Below are 15,793 nucleotides of genomic sequence, written 5' to 3' on the forward strand. Positions count from 1 at the left end.
GGGAGGACCGATCATGCGCGCGAACCGAGTGGTGGCGGGCAGCGCGGTCGTCGCGGTGCTCGGCGGCTGGGCGATCAGCGGAGCGCTTTCACCGACCGCGGCGCAGGCGCCCGCACCGGTGGCGGCGCCGTACCGCGTCGGGTACGTCAGCGACGCCACCACCGGCCTGTACGAGGCCACCGGCGAAGGCGCTGTACCGGCGCTGCCCGGCGGCGCCGGGGACGTCGACTCCGCCGCGTCCGCGAGCACCGGCGGCATCGTGTGGGTGAGCCACCGCGCCGCGGCCGCCGGTGGCGCCGAGCGTGACGGCGAGCTCTTCTACCTCGGCGACGGCGACGGCGGTGACGGTGACGGCGGCCGGGCTCCGGTGCAGCTGACCGCCGACGAGACCGCCGACACGCACCCGGCGCTGTCCCCGGACGGCCGCACGGTCGCGTTCGCTTCGGACCGCACCGGCAGCAGGAAGCTGTTCGTGATCGGCGTCGACGGCCGCGGCCTGCGCCAGGTGACGTCCGGCCCGGCCGCCGACGACTCGCCGAGCTGGTCACCCGACGGCACCCGCCTGGTGTTCAGCAGCACGCGCGACGACCCGGCGGGGGACATCTACACCGTGCCGGTCGGCGGCGGCGCGCCGGCGCGCCTGACGGCCGACCCGGCCGCCGACACCCAGCCCGCGTGGGGACCGGCGCGGATCGCCTTCACCACGACCCGCTTCACCCCGGCCGGCGACGTCGCGCTGGTGGCCGAAACCGGGGGAGCGGTCACCCGCGCGATCGCCGGCCCCGGGGATTCGGCCGAGCCCGCGTGGTCGCCCGACGGTGCCCGCCTGGCGTTCACCACGCGCGCGAAGGACCCGCTCGGCGACGTCGCGGAACTCGCCGGCGGGAAGATCTCGATCATCTCGGCCTTGCCCGGCACCGGCGAAACCGAGCCGGCGTACCGCGCGAACGGCCGTCCGGTGTTCACCGAGCTGCGCGCGGGCGGCAGCACCGACATCTGGAGCGCCGACGCGACCGGCGGCGACCGCCGGGACATCACCCACCGCCCGGACGCCGACGAGTTCGATCCCGCCTTCTCCGCTGACGGCGGCCGGCTGGCCTACAGCCAGACCGGCACGGGCGAGCCCACGGACAGCGAGATCGTCGTGGCGAACGCCGACGGCAGCGCACCCCGCCCGCTGACCGGCCCGGTGGACGGACGCAAGCGCGAACAGCACCCGGCGTGGTCGCCGGACGCCACGATGATCGCGTTCACCCACTCCGCCATCCGCAGCGAAAAGCGCGTCGACACCGTGCGGATCGCGCGCGTCGCCGACGGCCGGATCCTGGGCGAGATCCCGATCCCGCCGTACCTGCGCGCCCGCGACTCCCAGCCGGTGTGGTCGGCCGACGCCGCGATGATCACGCTGACCAGGGCGGCCGCTCGCACCGCACCGCCCGGACCGTCCAGAGTGGACCCGCCGGTGGTGGACATCCCGTTGGGGCAGGGCACTTCGGGCACGGTCGCCAAGACGGTGCAGACGGACAAGGTGCCCGCGCAGCCGGACATCGTGCTGCTGATGGACCAGACGTACTCCATGAACGGCGTCCTCGGCGAGGTCAAGCAGAACCTCGACAAGGTGATCGACGACGTGCTGGCGGTGCAGCCGTCGGCGCACTTCGCGATCGCCGCGTACGGCGACCTCGTGGACGACCGCCCGACCGAGGGCCCGCCGCCGGATCCGCCGCGGTCGTTCCACGTGCAGCAGCCGCTCACCGCGGCCGACACACCGGAGCAGCGCGAACTGCTCAGGCAGGCCTTCGGCCGGATCACCGCGGACGGGGGCGACGACACGGCCGAAGACTGGTACGTCGCGCTGCAGAAGGTGGCCACGGGCGCGATCGGCTTCCGCGAGACGAGCAACCGGATCGTGGTGCTGGTCGGCGACGCCGCCAGCCACGAGTCCCCGAAGGACGACGCGAGGGGCACGTTCCCGACCGGCGCGAGCGTCATCGCCGCGCTGAACGCCGCGAAGGTGCGGGTGGTCGCGGTGCCGGCCGTCACCAGCGGCGGCAGCTCGGAGGAGAGTTTCGCCGCGGAGACGGACGCGGCGCTCGACGGGCGCGGCCAGGCGAGCGCGATCACGAAGGCCACCGACGGTGTCCTCACCGAGAGCACGGACGTGGGCCAGATCAGCGCGGCGATCGTCAAGGGCATCACGGATCTCCCGGTGAAGGTGCTGCCGGTGCCCTACTGCGACACCGGGCTGACGGTGACGTTCGGGCCCGAGGCGCAGCAGGTCCCCGGCGGGACCGACGCGCACTTCGTCGAAACCGCCACGGTCTCCCCGGACGTGCCGATCGGGTCGGTCCTGCACTGCGAGGTCGACTTCCGGCTGGACGGCGAGCCTGCCGCGCGGGCCGGCTACACCCAGGACATCACCGTGCACGTCAAGGACCCGCGGCTGCCGCTGATCACGGTGCACGACAAGACCGTGACCGGTACCGCGCCGACGGTGCTCGAATACCCCGCGACCGCGATCGACGCCGACCTCGAAACGCCGCTCACGCCGTTCTGCACGCCGTCGTCGGGCAGCCTGTTCCCGGTCGGTGCCACCACCGTGACGTGCACGGCGACCGGGCGGGGCGGCACCGCCACCGAGACCGCCGTGATGGCGGTCGACCCGGGCGGGGAGTTCCGGCAGGAGCTGTGGCAGGTCGCGCTCACGCCGGGGCCGGACAGCGTCGTCGCGGGGACCCAGCGGAACCTGTCGCCGTCGTTCGGCTCGCCGTGCGGCTCCGGGCGGCAGGGCTCGGCGGACGTGTCGCCGGACGGCGCCGCGCTCGCGTTCCAGAACGACCACCGGCAGATCTGCGTGGCCCCCGCCGACGGCGGCCCGGGCCGGGTCCTGGTGCCGGACGCCGGATCCGTGGACAACCCGGCCTGGTCGCCGGACGGCGCGCTGATCGCCTTCGACAGCGCGCCCGGGGAATCCCGGCCGAGCATCCGGATCGTGCCTTCGGGCGGGGGCACGCCCGTGCTCCTGATCGACGGCCCGGGCGGAGCGGCGCAGCCGGCGTTCCAGCGGATCGCGGACGTCGGGGTGACGGCCACCGCCATCCCGCCGTCGATCCCGTTCGGCGGGCTGACGACGTTCGAGTTCGTGGTCACCAACCACGGGGTCGCCGCGTCGCCGTCGGTCGGGCTGTTCGTCCGGCTGACGCCCGGGCTGCAGCCGCAGGCGCCGATCACCACCGCGGGCACGTGCACCCCGGACCTCGTCTGCACCATCGGGACGCTCGCGCCGGGTGCGCAGGCGCGGGTGCGGTTCAGCGCCGCCGGCGTGACGGCGGGGCCGCAGGCCGCAATCGGCACGGTCACCACGGCGGGCCAGGACGCCGACGGGCGGGACAACTCCGCCACGGCGGTGGTCACCGTCGCGGAGAAGCCGGTGCCCCCGGTGACACCGGGGTCGTTGTCGGTGGGGCTGGCGGTGTCGGCGGTCCCGTTGTTCGCCGGCGGCGACGACGTCGTGCTGACCTTCCTGGTGCACAACGGGTCCGGAGCGCCGATGCCGGACGTCCGCCTGGCCACCCAGCTGCCACCGCAGCTGCCCGTGACTTCGGCGTCGCCGGGGTGCACACCGGGCGGCGGCAGCTGCGCACTCGGGACGCTCGCGCCCGGCCAGACGGCCGAGACCCGGATCTCGCTGGCGGCCAAGGCGGCGGCGGACGCGCCGGTGTCCGGCACGGTCACCACGACCGGTCCGGACAACAACGCCGGCGACAACACGGCGAGCGCGCGCGTGGTGATCCGCCGGCCGGTGGTGACGGTCGAGCCGGGCGTCGGCCCGCTGGGTTCCGTCCCGCGCGTGACGGGCACGGACCTCCCGCCGGGCGCCACGGTCCGGCTCGCGTGGTCGGCGGGGATCTCCGAGACACCGGGCCTGGTCACGGTGGGCGTGGACGGGAAGTTCGAGGCGCAGTTCCTGATCTTCCACCACGACCTGATCGGACCGCGCACGGTGTCGGTGACCTCGGTGAGCGGCCCGAAGTTCGGCCCGGTCCAGTCGAACCCGGTCCTGGTGGTGCTGCGCACGGAACAACCACCGTTCATCAGCCGCGGCTGACTCCGGTTCAGAGGTCGCGAATGACTCATTCGGGACGTGTGAGGTCCCGAATGAGTCATTCGCGACGTCGGAGGCGGCAGATGAGTGCGGCAGATGAGGGCGGCAGGGAGCGAAAGGCGTCGGCGACGAGGCGTCGCGGGCGCCGGTGCCGGCGTGGCCGGGGTACAAGGTCGGCGATGCGGCGCATCGCCAGGTCAGGCGGAGGGGCCAGCTGCTGCCCGGCGGTGAGGGTGATCGCGACCGGCAACAACCCCGATGGCGGCCGGTTGGCCGACCACGACCAGCAGGGTTCCGCGCCGGGCGAGCTGGCCGGTGGCCGTGCCCCTCTGCAGCGGCCGGTCGATGCCACCAGGGGAATAGGCAAGCGAGGTCGCTGCCCGTAGGGGCAACCACCGGCGCACGGCCGCACACCCGTCCGCTGGTGCCGGACCCGCGGCGCGCGGCGGAGACTTCCGGGCATGGGAGCAACGGCGACGCTGTCCGAGGCCGGCCTGGTCGCGGAACCCGGCCAGGAGACGAGCTGCTCGGTGACCATCCGGAACGCCGGGCAGGTCGTCGACCAGTTCGCGATCGACGTCGTGGGCGATGCGGGTGGCTGGGCCACCGCGGAACCGGCGACGATCAACCTGATGCCGGGGGAGACGGGGACGGTCACCGTGCGGTTCGCGCCGCCGCGGTCCTCCGACGTGCCCGCCGGGACGATCCCGTTCGGGGTCCGGGTGTTCTCGAGCGAGGACCCGGCCGGCTCGGTCGTCGAGGAGGGCACCGTCCAACTCGGAGCCTTCACCGAGGTGACCGCCGAGATCGTGCCGGCCAAGGTGGAAGGCAGTTCGAAGGCCGACTTCGAAGTCGCCGTCGACAACCGTGGCAACCGGCCGGTGGCGGTGGAGCTGAGCCCGCTGGACCCGGAGGACGAGCTGGACTTCCGGCTCGAGCGTGACCGGGCCGACCTGGCGCCGGGCACGGCCGCGTTCGTCCGGCTGCGCACCCGGCCGCGGAAACGCTTTCTGCGTGGACAGGCGGTGCGGCACCGCTTCCAGGTGTTCGTCGTCGCCGACGGGGCCGAGCCGATCAAGACCGAAGGCACCATGGTGCAGCGGCAGCTGCTGCCGAAGTGGCTCCTGCCCGCGCTCGCCGCGCTCCTCGTCCTCCTGCTCGCGCTCGTGACGCTGTGGTTCACCGTGCTGCGGCCCGCCGTGAAGTCGGCCGCCCGCGAGGCCGCCCAGGAGCAGAACCAGGAGATCGTCAAGGCCGCCCAGGACGCCGGCGCCGGAGCCGATCAGGCGAAGAAGAACGCCGATCAGGCCAAGCAGAACTCCGAGCAGGCGATGAAGGCCGTCGGACTGACCCCGCCGGGCGACAACCCCGCGCCGCCCGGCTCCGGTCCCGGCGCCACCCCGACCCGGGCCGCGAACGCCGCCGACGGGACACCGACGGACTTCCGGGTGGCCGCCGACGCGAAGATCGACTCGAACGTCAACCGGTTCGCCGAGTTCCCCTACACCCTGCCGGACGCGAGCAAGACGCTGGTGATCACCGACCTGATCCTGCAGAACCCGCGCGGCGACACCGGAACCCTGCGGCTGCTGCGGGATTCCGGTGGCACCAAGACCGTCCTGCTGGAGGTCGGGCTCTCGAACTTCCGCGACCTCGACCACCACTGGCTGCAGGCCTGGCGGTTCCAGCCGGGGGACAAGATCGTGCTCGCCGTCAGCTGCCAGAACCCCGGTGACCGCGGCCGCTGCACCCCGTCGGTGTCCTTCTCCGGCCGGGTCGAGTAGCCCGTGTCAGATCAGCCCTTCGCGCATGGCGAACGCCACCGCGTGGGCGCGGTTGCGGAGCTGGAAGCGGTTGGTGATGTCGTGCAGGATCGACTTCACCGTCCGCTCGGAATAGCTCAGCTGGTCGGCGATCTCCTTGGTCTCGAAGCCGTCGGCGACCAGCCGCAGCACCCGGGTCTCCCGCTGGGACATCCCGGCGAGGTCCCAGCCGTTCGGGCGCAGCACGTCCCGCTGCAACCGGGACACCCGCGACAGCAGGCGGCCGAGCAGATCGGGCGGCAGCGCGCCTTCGCCGACGGCCGCGGCCTTGACCAGCCGCACGAGTGTGTCCGGGGTGGCGTCGGCCCGGCGGATGATCGCCGAGACGCCGTTGCCCACAACGTCGAGCAGCTCCGAGTCCTCCACCTCCCCGGCGACCAGGACAACACCGGTGTGGCCGGCGCACTGGAGGCTGCGCAGCAGCTGCCGGGCCTCCTCGTTCAGCCGCTCCACGATGACCAGCACGACGGCGGGCTCGCCGGAGTCCTCGTCGGCGAAGCGGATTTCGGGACGTGACCGCAGCGCGGCCGTGACACCCGCGTGGGTGATGGTGTCGGTGGCGTGCAGCAGCACCGGAACCTGGTCGGTGATCATCGGTGAGGCCCTCCCTCGAACGACATCGGATCGCTCCACCTCCAAGGATCGTGGTGCGGGCGCCTGCCGAACAGGGACATGGAGTCCCGATATGTCCCGCTTTTCCTTACTCCGATCGGGCAATGCCGGCCTCTTTGGCCTTGGCGATGGCCTGCGCGCGGTCGGTGACGCGGAGCTTGCGGAAGATGTGGGACACGTGGTTGCGCACGGTTTTCTGGCTCAGCACCAGCTCCTCGGCGATCGACGCGTTGCCCATGCCCTGGGCGACGAGCAGCATGATCTCCTTCTCGCGCAGGGTCAGCTGCGGGAACGACTCGTCGCGCGGGGTGGCCGTGCCCAGCAGCGACAGCACCCGGGTGGCGATCGCCGGGCTGAAGATGGCCTCGCCGTCACCGATCACCCGGATCGCCCGGATGATCTGTTCGTTGCGCGCGCCTTTGAGCAGGTAACCGCGGGCGCCCGCGCGCATGGCGGCGAACACCGCGGCTTCGTTCTCGAACATGGTCAGCATGAGCACGCCGGTGTGCGGGCTCGCGCCGACGATCCGCCGCGTCGCCTCGACGCCGTCGAGGTCGGGGAGGTTCAGGTCCATCAGGATGACGTCGGGTTCCAGCCGGCCCGCGTCGGCGACGGCGGTCAGGCCGTCGGCCGACTCTCCGGCGACTTCCATGCCGTCGGTGGCGTCGATCATCGCGCGCAGCGCCGCCCGGAACACGGGGTGGTCGTCCACCACGAGGACGCGCAGCGTGCCGAACACAGTCTCACTTCCCCGCGGCGAGCGGCAGCCAGGCGGCGATGCGCGTGCCGCCCGAGGACACCGGTTCGACCCGGCAGCCGCCACCGAGGTCGCCGGCGCGTTCCCGCATCGAACGCAGCCCCGTCCCGCCGATCGCGGGCAGCGCCTCGCCGTCGGTACCCACCCCGTCGTCGACGATCTCCACGTGCAGGTCGCCGTCCAGCGGCCAGAGGCACACGGTGCACTCCCGGGCCCCGGAGTGGCGGGCGACGTTGACCAGCGCCTCCCGGATGATCCGGTACGCGGTGACTTCCACTTCCGCCGGCAGCGGCGGCAGTTCCCCGCGGACGTCGACCTCGACGCGCAGCGGGCCGTGCTCCGCGGGCACCCGGCCGGTGAGCGTGGCGGCATACCGGCGCACGGCCAGGACGAGCCCGGCGTCGTCGAGCGCCGGGGGCCGCGCGTCGGCCACGATGCGGCGCAGGTCGGTGATGGCGCCGTAGAGCTCGTCCTCGAGCCGGGCGAGGAGGTGCTCGGTGCCCGCCCGGTCCCGCCCGATCAGGTCGCGCGCGGCGCGCAGCCCGAGCACCGCGGCGGTGAGCGTCGGCCCGAGTCCGTCGTGCAGATCGTTGAGCACCCGTTTGAGCCGGTCTTCGTACCCCGCAGGACGAACGTAGTCGGCGACGACGAATGTCCGGCGCATTTTGTCCCCGTCCGCCAGAAATGGTCTGGACCCCCACCGCGAATCGGGGAACCAGCTCTCGTGCGGGTAGCCCAGCCGGCTGCTCCGTTCCGCGTAGCGGGATGGTCACCCGCAGTACTAATCGCCTTACCGTGCTCCGATGTTTCATTCCGGGCCGCGTGGCCGGGTCACGGTATGGTCCCGATGCGGAAACGGTCGTAACGGCGCAGGTGGGGCGCTGTTCCGACCGGGCCGGTGGCGGATATCCGCCAAAAACGATTCATGAACTGTGCGGTGAACCGGTGGAAATCCGACCGAACGGGCGACAATTGGCCGAATGGCAACAGTGTGGGCGTCCAGGTCCACAGTGGACAGCCGAGGATCCGCGGCCGGCACGCGGTCACCGGAGCGGCTTCCTCCGTCCCGGTTCCGGGGCTCAGGACGGGGAACGGCCGGCCGCCGGTCGCGGTCCGGACGTCAGCGCCGCGTGCGGGTCGCTCGCGGGCAGCCAGCCCAGCTCGGGCGAACCGACGTCCCGGGTGAGGGCCGCGATCGTCGCGCGCACCGGTGCGCGGGTCTCGTCGCGGCGGGACACCAGCGACCACGTCCAGTACGGCGCCGGATCGACCACCGCCCGGCGGGCGAGGTCCGCCGGGACCGGTGCCGTCTGGCCCTTCGGGCAGTTCAGCACCGGCCGCCGCAGCCGGCGGACGTGGTCGAAGAACGCCGGGCCCGTGACACCGCCGTCGGAGGTGCGGACGACTTCGGCGCCGGTCGCCCGTGCGAACTCTTCCGCGTAGACGTTCCACGAAGCCCAGCTCGCGGTGTCGGCGTCGACGAGCACGACGACGTCCTTCGCCGGGACGTCGGCGGTGCCGGTGCCGATCGCGTGGAGGCGGTCCGCGCCGAGCAGGTGCGCTTCGAGGCCGTGCTCGGCCAGGTCGGCGGCCTGCGCCCAGCAGATCGCCAGGTCGATGCGGCCGTCGGCGACCCGGCCCAGCTGGGCGTGCGAAGGCAGCACCCACGTGTCGACGTGCAGGTGCGCGACGCCGGCCACCCGGTCGAGCAGGTCGGCCGGGCGCCAGTTGACGTACCCGAGCCGCACCGGTTCGCGCGCGGCGATGCCCGCGGCCGACCGGCGCAGCTCGTCGGCCTGCTCCAGCAGCGCGCGGACCCGGGGCAGCAGGGACTCGCCGCACTCGGTCAGCGTGACCGAGCGGCGGTCGCGGTCGAAGAGCCGGACGCCGAGGTCGCGTTCGAGCGCCTTGATCTGCTGGGACAGCGAAGGCCCGGCGATGCGCAGCCGCTCCGCGGCCCGGCCGAAGTTCAGTTCTGTGGCGACGGCCACGAAGTACCGAAGCTGGCGTAGCTCCATACCGGGAGCTTAGTGCGGTGGGAGGCGGGGCCTTCCAGCTGAGAGCGAACCGGTCGTGGCGAACCGGGTCCGGCGGGCACATCCTCGGCTTGGAAGCACCACCTACCAGGAGGTTTTCATGAACACCCAGAAGGTCGCGGTCGTCACCGGCGCCTCGCAGGGCATCGGCGCGGCCGTGGTCGAGGCGTACCGCAAGCTCGGTTACGCCGTGGTCGCGAACTCGCGGAACATCACCCCCTCGGGTGACGCCGGGATCCTGGCGGTCCCGGGCGACATCGCCGACCCGGCCGTCGGCGCCCGCGTGATCGACCAGGCGCTGGCGACCTACGGCCGCGTCGACGCGCTGGTGAACAACGCCGGCCTCTTCGTCGCCAAGCCGTTCACCGAGTACACCGCCGCCGACTTCGACGTGGTGACCGGCGTGAACCTGCGCGGGTTCTTCGAGGTCACCCAGCGGGCGATCGCGGCGATGCTGGAGACCGGCGGCGGGCACGTCGTCACCATCACGACCAGCCTGACCGACCACGCGAACAGCGCGGTGCCCTCGGCACTGGCGTCGCTGACGAAAGGCGGGCTGAACTCGGTCACGAAGTCCCTGGCCATCGAATACGCCAAGCGGGGCATCCGGGTGAACGCCGTGTCACCGGGCATCATCCGCACCCCGATGCACCCGCCCGAGACGCACGAAGCGCTCGCGGGCCTGCACCCGGTCGGCCGGATCGGCGACCCGGCCGACATCGTCGACGCGGTCGTCTACCTGGAGGGCGCGCCGTTCGTCACCGGCGAGATCCTGCACGTCGACGGCGGCCAGAGCGCGGGACACTGACCACGATGAGCATCCTGACCGGAGTACTGGACGGCTGGAAGTCGGCGGTCGAGGCCCACGAACCCGAGCGCGTCGCGGACCACTTCACCGAAGACGCGATCTTCCAGGGCCTGCACCCGTACAGCGTGGGCCGGGCCGGTGTGGCGGCGTACTACGCCGCGCAGCCGCTCGGCATGACGGCGGACTACCGCGTCGAGGAGACCCGCCGCCTCGCCGAAGACGTGATCCTGGGTTACGTGAGCGTCGACTTCGCCTTCACCGACCGGCCGACGCTCCCGGTGCACCTGAGCGTTGTCGTCCGGCGCGTCGGCGACACCTGGCTGATCGCCCACTACCAGGTTTCGCGGCTCTGAAGGGCGTGGCCCCGGGTGGCCGGCGAGCGAGTCCGGCCACCCGGAGCGACGCGGTACCGGGGTCAGCGTTCGGTGTCCCATCGTTTGGTGGCCGCCGGGAGGTCGGCCGGCCAGTCCTCACCGCGGTTGACCAGGTTGCGCTCGGTCACCGTGAACGGGCCGAGCAGGCGCTCCAGCGTCCGCAGCACCGTGGCCTCCTCGAACGGCTTGCACGAGAAGATGTTCAGGAACAGCTGGCCCAGCCCGGGGTAGGTGTGCACGGCGGCGTGGGACTCGGCGAGGATCACCACCGCCGACTTGCCCGCCTTCTCCGGGGTGCCCAGTTCGGTGCCGACGACGGGGCCGGCGATGACCCGCATTCCGATGTCGGCCACCAGCGTGGTGAGCAGGCCCGCCACGGCGGCGTCCTCCCACAACGCCGTCACGTCGGTGACTTCGGCGATGCGCAGGGTCAGTTCGGCGCCGTAGAAGTGGTCGGCCCACTGGTGTGCCGCGGTCATGTGTTGCCCCCGATCGGTCGGAACTGCATCGGTCTGAACTGGGGTGGAGCGGCGTGCAGGACGGCGAGCACCCGGTCCGCGCCACCGGGCGGGTGCGCGGTCCGGCCGGGCCGCGCCGGGACGTCCACCAGCGCGCGGAGCCGGTCGGGCCGCCAGTCGGCTTCGGAGCAGGAGAACGCGAGCCCCTGGCACGCGAGCGCCTCCGCGAGGTAGCGCCGCTCGGGATCGCGCCCGGCGAACACGAGCGCCGGGACGCCCGCTTCCACCGCGCAGGCCAGGGTGTTGCGCCCGCCGTGGCAGATCAGTGCGTCGCTGCGGGCGAGCAGCTTGCGCAGCGGGACCAGCGGCCGGACCCGGACGTTGCCCCGGTCCGGCCCGGGCGCCCGCACGGGCCCGGCGCGGCCCGCGGTGAGCAGGACGTCGACATCGGTGCCGTCGAACGCTTCGGTGCACCGCTCGACGTACCACGGCAGGTCGTACGGCGGCCCGCTGGTGTAGGCGAGCACCCCACGGTGGCCGGGGCGCGGCCAGTCGTCCACATCGGACTCGAGGTGGGTGTCGAGCACGTCGCAGGCCAGCCGGCCGACGTACTCGCCGCCGGCGTGCAGCCCGACGACCGGGTCCAGCACCGCCGGCACCGGGAACACCAGGTGGTCGCTGGCGTCGAAGAGCAGATCCGACAGCGTCTCCGGCCGGGGTCCCCGCAGGTGGTGCAGCAGCGGCGCGAAGGCGGCCGCGGCGGCGCGGTCCGGTGCCCGGCCGCCGTCGCTGCCCCATCCGAACGCCCGGTGGTCGGGCCAGACGACCGGCGAGACCACCGGTATCGACAGGCGGTGGGCGGCGACGATCGTCGTCAGGTCGTAGTCGTGGAACAGCGCCTCGACCCCGTGGGCGGCGAACGCCGCACACTGGCTTTCGAAGACCCCGGCCACGAACGCGGGATCGGCGTAGACGGTCTGCGACAGCAGGTCGTCCAGGCGCAGCACGGGCGCCGCTGCGGCCGGGTAGCCGGCGACCGGCGGGCCCGGCAGCGGCACGCAGGCGATGCCCAGCCGGTCCAGCAGCGGCCGGTGCTGCGGGCCCGCGAAGACGACCGGTTCGTCGCCGGCCCGCACGGCCGCTTCCCACACCGCGAGCACCGTCGAGGCGGATCCGATGCCGTAGGACCACACGCCCGGCACGAGACCAATGCGCACGTCAGCTCCTCCCGCGTCGGTTTCGGGTCGGTGGTCAGGCCGCGGCGCCGGCGGCGGTGTCCGGCGACCCGCCGGAGCGGCCACCGAAGAACACCTTCCGCAGCACGCCCGGCCGCATGATCGCCTGCGGCGGGTCGACCAGCCCGGCCGTGCGCAGGAACGCCTCGGTGAGCGCGGAGTCCCCCGCGGCGGCCGTGCGCAGCCGAGGCACGTAGGCGTTGGCCAGCCGGGTCGCCAGCGTCCGGCGGCCTTCGGCGCCGGGGAACCCCAGGTCGCCGCCCGCGGCCAGCGCCCACGGGGCGTCGTTGACCTTCGCCAGGTCGCGGAAGAACGCCTTCGGCCACGGTTCCCGCCCGGGACCGGTGTGCCGGCCCAGCACCTCGGCGCCGAGGGCCGCCACCGTCATGCCCTGCGCGTAGATCGGGTTGAACGAGCAGGCGGCGTCGCCCAGCACCAGCAGCCCGGCCGGCGGGGCCGCCAGCGTCTCGTAGCGCCGCCGGACACTGGCCGGGTAGTGGAACGAAACCGGCGTGGTGATCGGCTCCGCGCCCCGCACCGCCGCGTGGATCGCCGGCACCGCCAGCGTCGCCGCGAACTCCAGGAAACCGGGCAGGTCGGCCGGCGGCCGGTCCCCGAGGATGCCGTACAGCGACAGCGAATACCGGTCGGCCAGCCGGGCCAGCGTGGCCCCGCGCGGGCTCGACGGCGTCGCGACGCACACTTCGGCGACGCCGTCACCGATCGGGTCGGGGTCCAGCGGTCCGCGGAAGTCGCACGTCGTGTAGGTCAGGTCGATCTTGACCCGCTCCTCCGGCACCTTCGGCAGCCCGAGCCCGGCGAGCCACGCCGGGGTGCGCGACCCCTTGCCCGTCGCGTCCACGACGAGCGCCGCGGCGACCTCCCGCTCGGCCGCACCGGCGGCCCTGGCCTGGATCCGGACACCGGTCACGCGCCGGCCGCCGTCGGCGGTGAGCAGGCCCTTGATGTCGGTGGCTTCGGCGAACGACACCGGCGGCAGCGCGCGCACCCGGCGGCGCAGCCGCTGCTCCAGCATCGGCCGCGACGGCGAAATGCAGGTCAGCCCGGTCCGCGTCCGCTGCAGCATCCGGCCGCCGAAGTACCAGCCGAGGCTGGTGCCGAAGTCGCCGACCGGCACGTCGTCGGCCGTCAGTTCGGCGGTGAGCCCGGGGAAGAGGCGCTCGATGATTTCGTGCCCGCGCGCCAGCAGCCCGTGGATGTGGTGGCCCTGCGGGGCCGCCCGGCGCGGCCCCGCGACGTCGCCGAGCTCGTCCCGGTCGACGACGAGGACGTGGTCGTAGGCGTCGGCGAGGACCCGGGCGGCCAGCAGGCCCGCCATGCCGGCCCCGAGGACGACGGCGTTGCGCCCGCCCGCGCTCACAGGTACGCCGTGTTCGGCTCGACCCCGCACAGCACCCGGCCGTAGAGCTCGGCGTTGGTGTCCGGGTGCATGAGGGCGTGGAGGTTGAGCGCCTGCACGTCGCGCCGGATCCGCTGGATGGGTTCCGTCGCGTACAGCGAGGACCCGCCGCTGGCCGTCGCGAGCACGTCGACGGCGGTCCCGGCCAGGCGGAACACCCGGCCCAGCGCGGCGCGCGCGGCCACCCGCTCCGCGAGGTCCCACGGGGCGCCTTCGAGGCCCTTGCGGTCCAGCAGGTCCGCCAGCCGCTGGGCGTGGAACTCCGCCTCGTCGGCCAGGTACACCGCCTCCGCGAGCTTATGGTGGGTGATCGGGGCTTCGCGGCTGCTCTCGTAGGCGGTGTAGGTGATCTTGTGGTCGAGGCGGCCCAGGAAGCCGCTGATCGCCTCCCGGACCATGCTGGCGGCGACGCCGACGAAGCTGGCGCAGCCCGTGGCCATCATCGGGGCGCGCCACACCGGGGAACCGGCGTTGAGCCGGCTCGCGTACTGCTCCTGCAGCACCAGCGGCATCGGCAGGACCCGGTCCGGCGGCACGCGGACGCCCTCGGCCACCGTGGTGACGCTGCCGGTGCCGCGCAGGCCCGAGGTGTGCCAGTCGTCGACGATGCCCAGCTGCGCCATCGGCACCAGCGCCAGCACCGGCCACACGCCCGCGCCGTCCGGGGTGGGCGCCATCGCCAGCACGACCTGCCACTGGCTGTGCAGTGCGCCGCTGATGAACGCCCACCGCCCGTCGACGACCAGGTCGCCGCCGTCGGGGCGGGCCGTGGCCGTGGGGCTGAGCACGCCGCACACCCGGACGTCCGGGTCGCCGAACACCTCGTCCTGCACGTGGTCGGGGAACAGGCCGGCCAGCCACGCGCCCATCGCCCACACCGCGGTGTTCCAGGCGGCGGCGCCGTCGCCGCGGGCGACCTCGCCGACGACCCGGACGAGCGTGTTCGCGTCGGACTCGTGGCCGCCGTAGCGGGCGGGCACGCGCATCCGGACGACACCGGTGTCGAGCAGGACGCCCAGGGTGTCCTCGTGCAGCCGCCGGTTCTCGTCGTTCCACCGGGCGTTTCCGCGCAGCACGGGCAGCGCGTCCGCGACGCGGGCCCGGAGGTCGCCGGCCGTGGGGGTGGTGACAGTCATCGGGTGCCTCTCTTCAGGATCGGGGGGTCGCCGGCGCGGGCCGGCCGTCCGGTCGGAAGCGCAGGAGGACCTTGCCGAAGTGGGCGCCCTCCAGCTGGGCCCGCATGGCGGGGATGATGTTCTCCAGGCCGTCGATCACGGTCTCGGGCAGGACGACCGCGCCCCGGGCCACCAGGGGCGGGAACTCGCGGGTGAACTCGGCGATCACGTCGGGGTGGTCGTCGGTGGTGAAGCCCTGCAGGGTGAGCCGCTTGGCGATGACCAGCTGCATGTTGCGGATGCCGTGCGGCTGCCCGGAAACCTGCTGTTCGGTGCCGCCGCAGAGCACGATCCGGCCGTGCGGGTTCATCGCCTCGATCGCCGCTTCGAGCTGCTGTCCGCCGACGTTGTCGTAGTAGACGTCGACGCCGCCCAGGTCGGGCCAGCCCTCGTGGTAGTCGAACGCGTCGTCGAAGCCCAGGGTCCGCACGACCCGGCCGGCCTTGTCCGGGGAGCCGACGCTGCCGATGACCCGGCCGGCGCCGCGGAGCTTGGCGAGCTGCCCGGCGACGCTGCCGACCGCGCCGGCCGCGCTGGAGACGACCACCGTGTCCCCGGGGGCGATCCGGATCCGGCTGAGGCCGACCCAGGCGACCACGGCGGAGCTGAGGTGGTGGGAGCGGCTCGGGTAGAGATCGGCGTCGACCACGTCGAACTTCGCCGCGTCGGCCAGCGCGTACTCCCGCCACGCCAGGCGGTGCAGCACGACGTCGCCCGGGCGCTTGCCCGGATCCGCCGAGGCGACCACTTCGCCGAGGGCGTGTCCCCACATCACCTCGCCGAGGGGGAAGTCGGGGACCAGCCCGTCCAGGCACCGCATGCGCAGCAGCAGGCCGGGGTCGATGGCCATGTACAGGTTCCGCACCAGCACCTGCCCGGGGCCCGGCTCCGGCACCGGCACCTCTTCCAGCGCCACCTCGCCCGGGATCGGCAGCGTTCCCGGCGGGTGCGTCAGCAGGCGCATCTGACGGCTCGTGGTCATGCCTGGCT

13 protein-coding genes are annotated in these 15,793 nt (G+C 73.4%); 4 read left to right on the top strand and 9 right to left on the bottom strand.

What is annotated here, in order from left to right:
* Positions 1 to 13: 13 nt before the first annotated feature.
* Together Q5425_RS41700 and Q5425_RS41705 are read left to right on the top strand one after the other, a co-directional pair.
* Positions 14 to 4,108: a VWA domain-containing protein gene (locus Q5425_RS41700; RefSeq protein ID WP_308677961.1), complete on the top strand. Its 4,095-nt coding sequence runs from the start codon at positions 14 to 16 to the stop codon at positions 4,106 to 4,108.
* Positions 4,109 to 4,566: 458 nt separating this feature from the next.
* Positions 4,567 to 5,889 (top strand): hypothetical protein, encoded by a 1,323-nt coding sequence (locus Q5425_RS41705; protein ID WP_308677962.1) that lies wholly within the window; start codon positions 4,567 to 4,569, stop codon positions 5,887 to 5,889.
* Between the two features lie 6 nt (positions 5,890 to 5,895).
* Here Q5425_RS41705 and Q5425_RS41710 read toward each other — a convergent pair whose 3' ends face one another.
* The 4 genes from Q5425_RS41710 to Q5425_RS41725 all read right to left on the bottom strand — a co-directional run bounded on the left by Q5425_RS41710 (position 5,896) and on the right by Q5425_RS41725 (position 9,315).
* The gene (locus tag Q5425_RS41710) at positions 5,896 to 6,522 is read right to left on the bottom strand and encodes a response regulator transcription factor (protein ID WP_308677963.1); all 627 of its coding nucleotides are present in this window, start codon (positions 6,520 to 6,522) and stop codon (positions 5,896 to 5,898) included.
* 106 nt (positions 6,523 to 6,628) lie between these two features.
* Positions 6,629 to 7,279, bottom strand: a complete 651-nt coding sequence (locus tag Q5425_RS41715; RefSeq protein ID WP_308677964.1) for a response regulator transcription factor — start codon at positions 7,277 to 7,279, stop codon at positions 6,629 to 6,631.
* A 4-nt stretch (positions 7,280 to 7,283) separates the two neighbouring features.
* Positions 7,284 to 7,961: a sensor histidine kinase gene (locus Q5425_RS41720; RefSeq protein WP_308677965.1), complete on the bottom strand. Its 678-nt coding sequence runs from the start codon at positions 7,959 to 7,961 to the stop codon at positions 7,284 to 7,286.
* Between the two features lie 415 nt (positions 7,962 to 8,376).
* Entirely contained in the window at positions 8,377 to 9,315 is a 939-nt protein-coding gene (locus tag Q5425_RS41725) for a LysR family transcriptional regulator (protein WP_308677966.1), read from the bottom strand.
* A 118-nt stretch (positions 9,316 to 9,433) separates the two neighbouring features.
* Here Q5425_RS41725 and Q5425_RS41730 point away from each other — a divergent pair, with 118 nt between their 5' ends.
* Together Q5425_RS41730 and Q5425_RS41735 are read left to right on the top strand one after the other, a co-directional pair.
* Positions 9,434 to 10,141 (top strand): SDR family oxidoreductase, encoded by a 708-nt coding sequence (locus tag Q5425_RS41730; protein ID WP_308677967.1) that lies wholly within the window; start codon positions 9,434 to 9,436, stop codon positions 10,139 to 10,141.
* 5 nt (positions 10,142 to 10,146) lie between these two features.
* Positions 10,147 to 10,494 carry a nuclear transport factor 2 family protein gene (locus tag Q5425_RS41735; RefSeq protein WP_308677968.1) on the top strand — a complete coding sequence of 116 codons (348 nt, stop codon included), beginning with the start codon at positions 10,147 to 10,149 and terminating at the stop codon, positions 10,492 to 10,494.
* Between the two features lie 62 nt (positions 10,495 to 10,556).
* Here the strand turns inward: Q5425_RS41735 and Q5425_RS41740 are convergent, their stop codons facing one another.
* Genes Q5425_RS41740 through Q5425_RS41760 form a run of 5 tightly spaced genes read right to left on the bottom strand, consistent with a single transcriptional unit; the run spans position 10,557 to position 15,785 of the window.
* Positions 10,557 to 10,994: an S-adenosylmethionine decarboxylase gene (locus Q5425_RS41740; RefSeq protein ID WP_308677969.1), complete on the bottom strand. Its 438-nt coding sequence runs from the start codon at positions 10,992 to 10,994 to the stop codon at positions 10,557 to 10,559.
* On the bottom strand, positions 10,991 to 12,190 hold the full coding sequence (locus Q5425_RS41745) for a nucleotide disphospho-sugar-binding domain-containing protein (protein WP_308677970.1): 1,200 nt from the start codon (positions 12,188 to 12,190) through the stop codon (positions 10,991 to 10,993). Before Q5425_RS41745 ends, Q5425_RS41740 begins: the two co-directional genes overlap by 4 nt.
* A gap of 34 nt (positions 12,191 to 12,224) precedes the next feature.
* The gene (locus tag Q5425_RS41750) at positions 12,225 to 13,589 is read right to left on the bottom strand and encodes an FAD-binding monooxygenase (RefSeq protein WP_308677971.1); all 1,365 of its coding nucleotides are present in this window, start codon (positions 13,587 to 13,589) and stop codon (positions 12,225 to 12,227) included.
* Complete coding sequence (locus Q5425_RS41755) at positions 13,586 to 14,764, bottom strand: acyl-CoA dehydrogenase (protein WP_308677972.1); 1,179 nt, start codon at positions 14,762 to 14,764, stop codon at positions 13,586 to 13,588. Before Q5425_RS41755 ends, Q5425_RS41750 begins: the two co-directional genes overlap by 4 nt.
* A 13-nt stretch (positions 14,765 to 14,777) precedes the next feature.
* The gene (locus Q5425_RS41760) at positions 14,778 to 15,785 is read right to left on the bottom strand and encodes an NADP-dependent oxidoreductase (protein WP_308677973.1); all 1,008 of its coding nucleotides are present in this window, start codon (positions 15,783 to 15,785) and stop codon (positions 14,778 to 14,780) included.
* Positions 15,786 to 15,793 lie beyond the last annotated feature (8 nt).

Origin of the sequence: Amycolatopsis sp. A133 (assembly GCF_031082405.1) — a bacterium.
In the GTDB taxonomy this organism is placed as follows: domain Bacteria; phylum Actinomycetota; class Actinomycetes; order Mycobacteriales; family Pseudonocardiaceae; genus Amycolatopsis.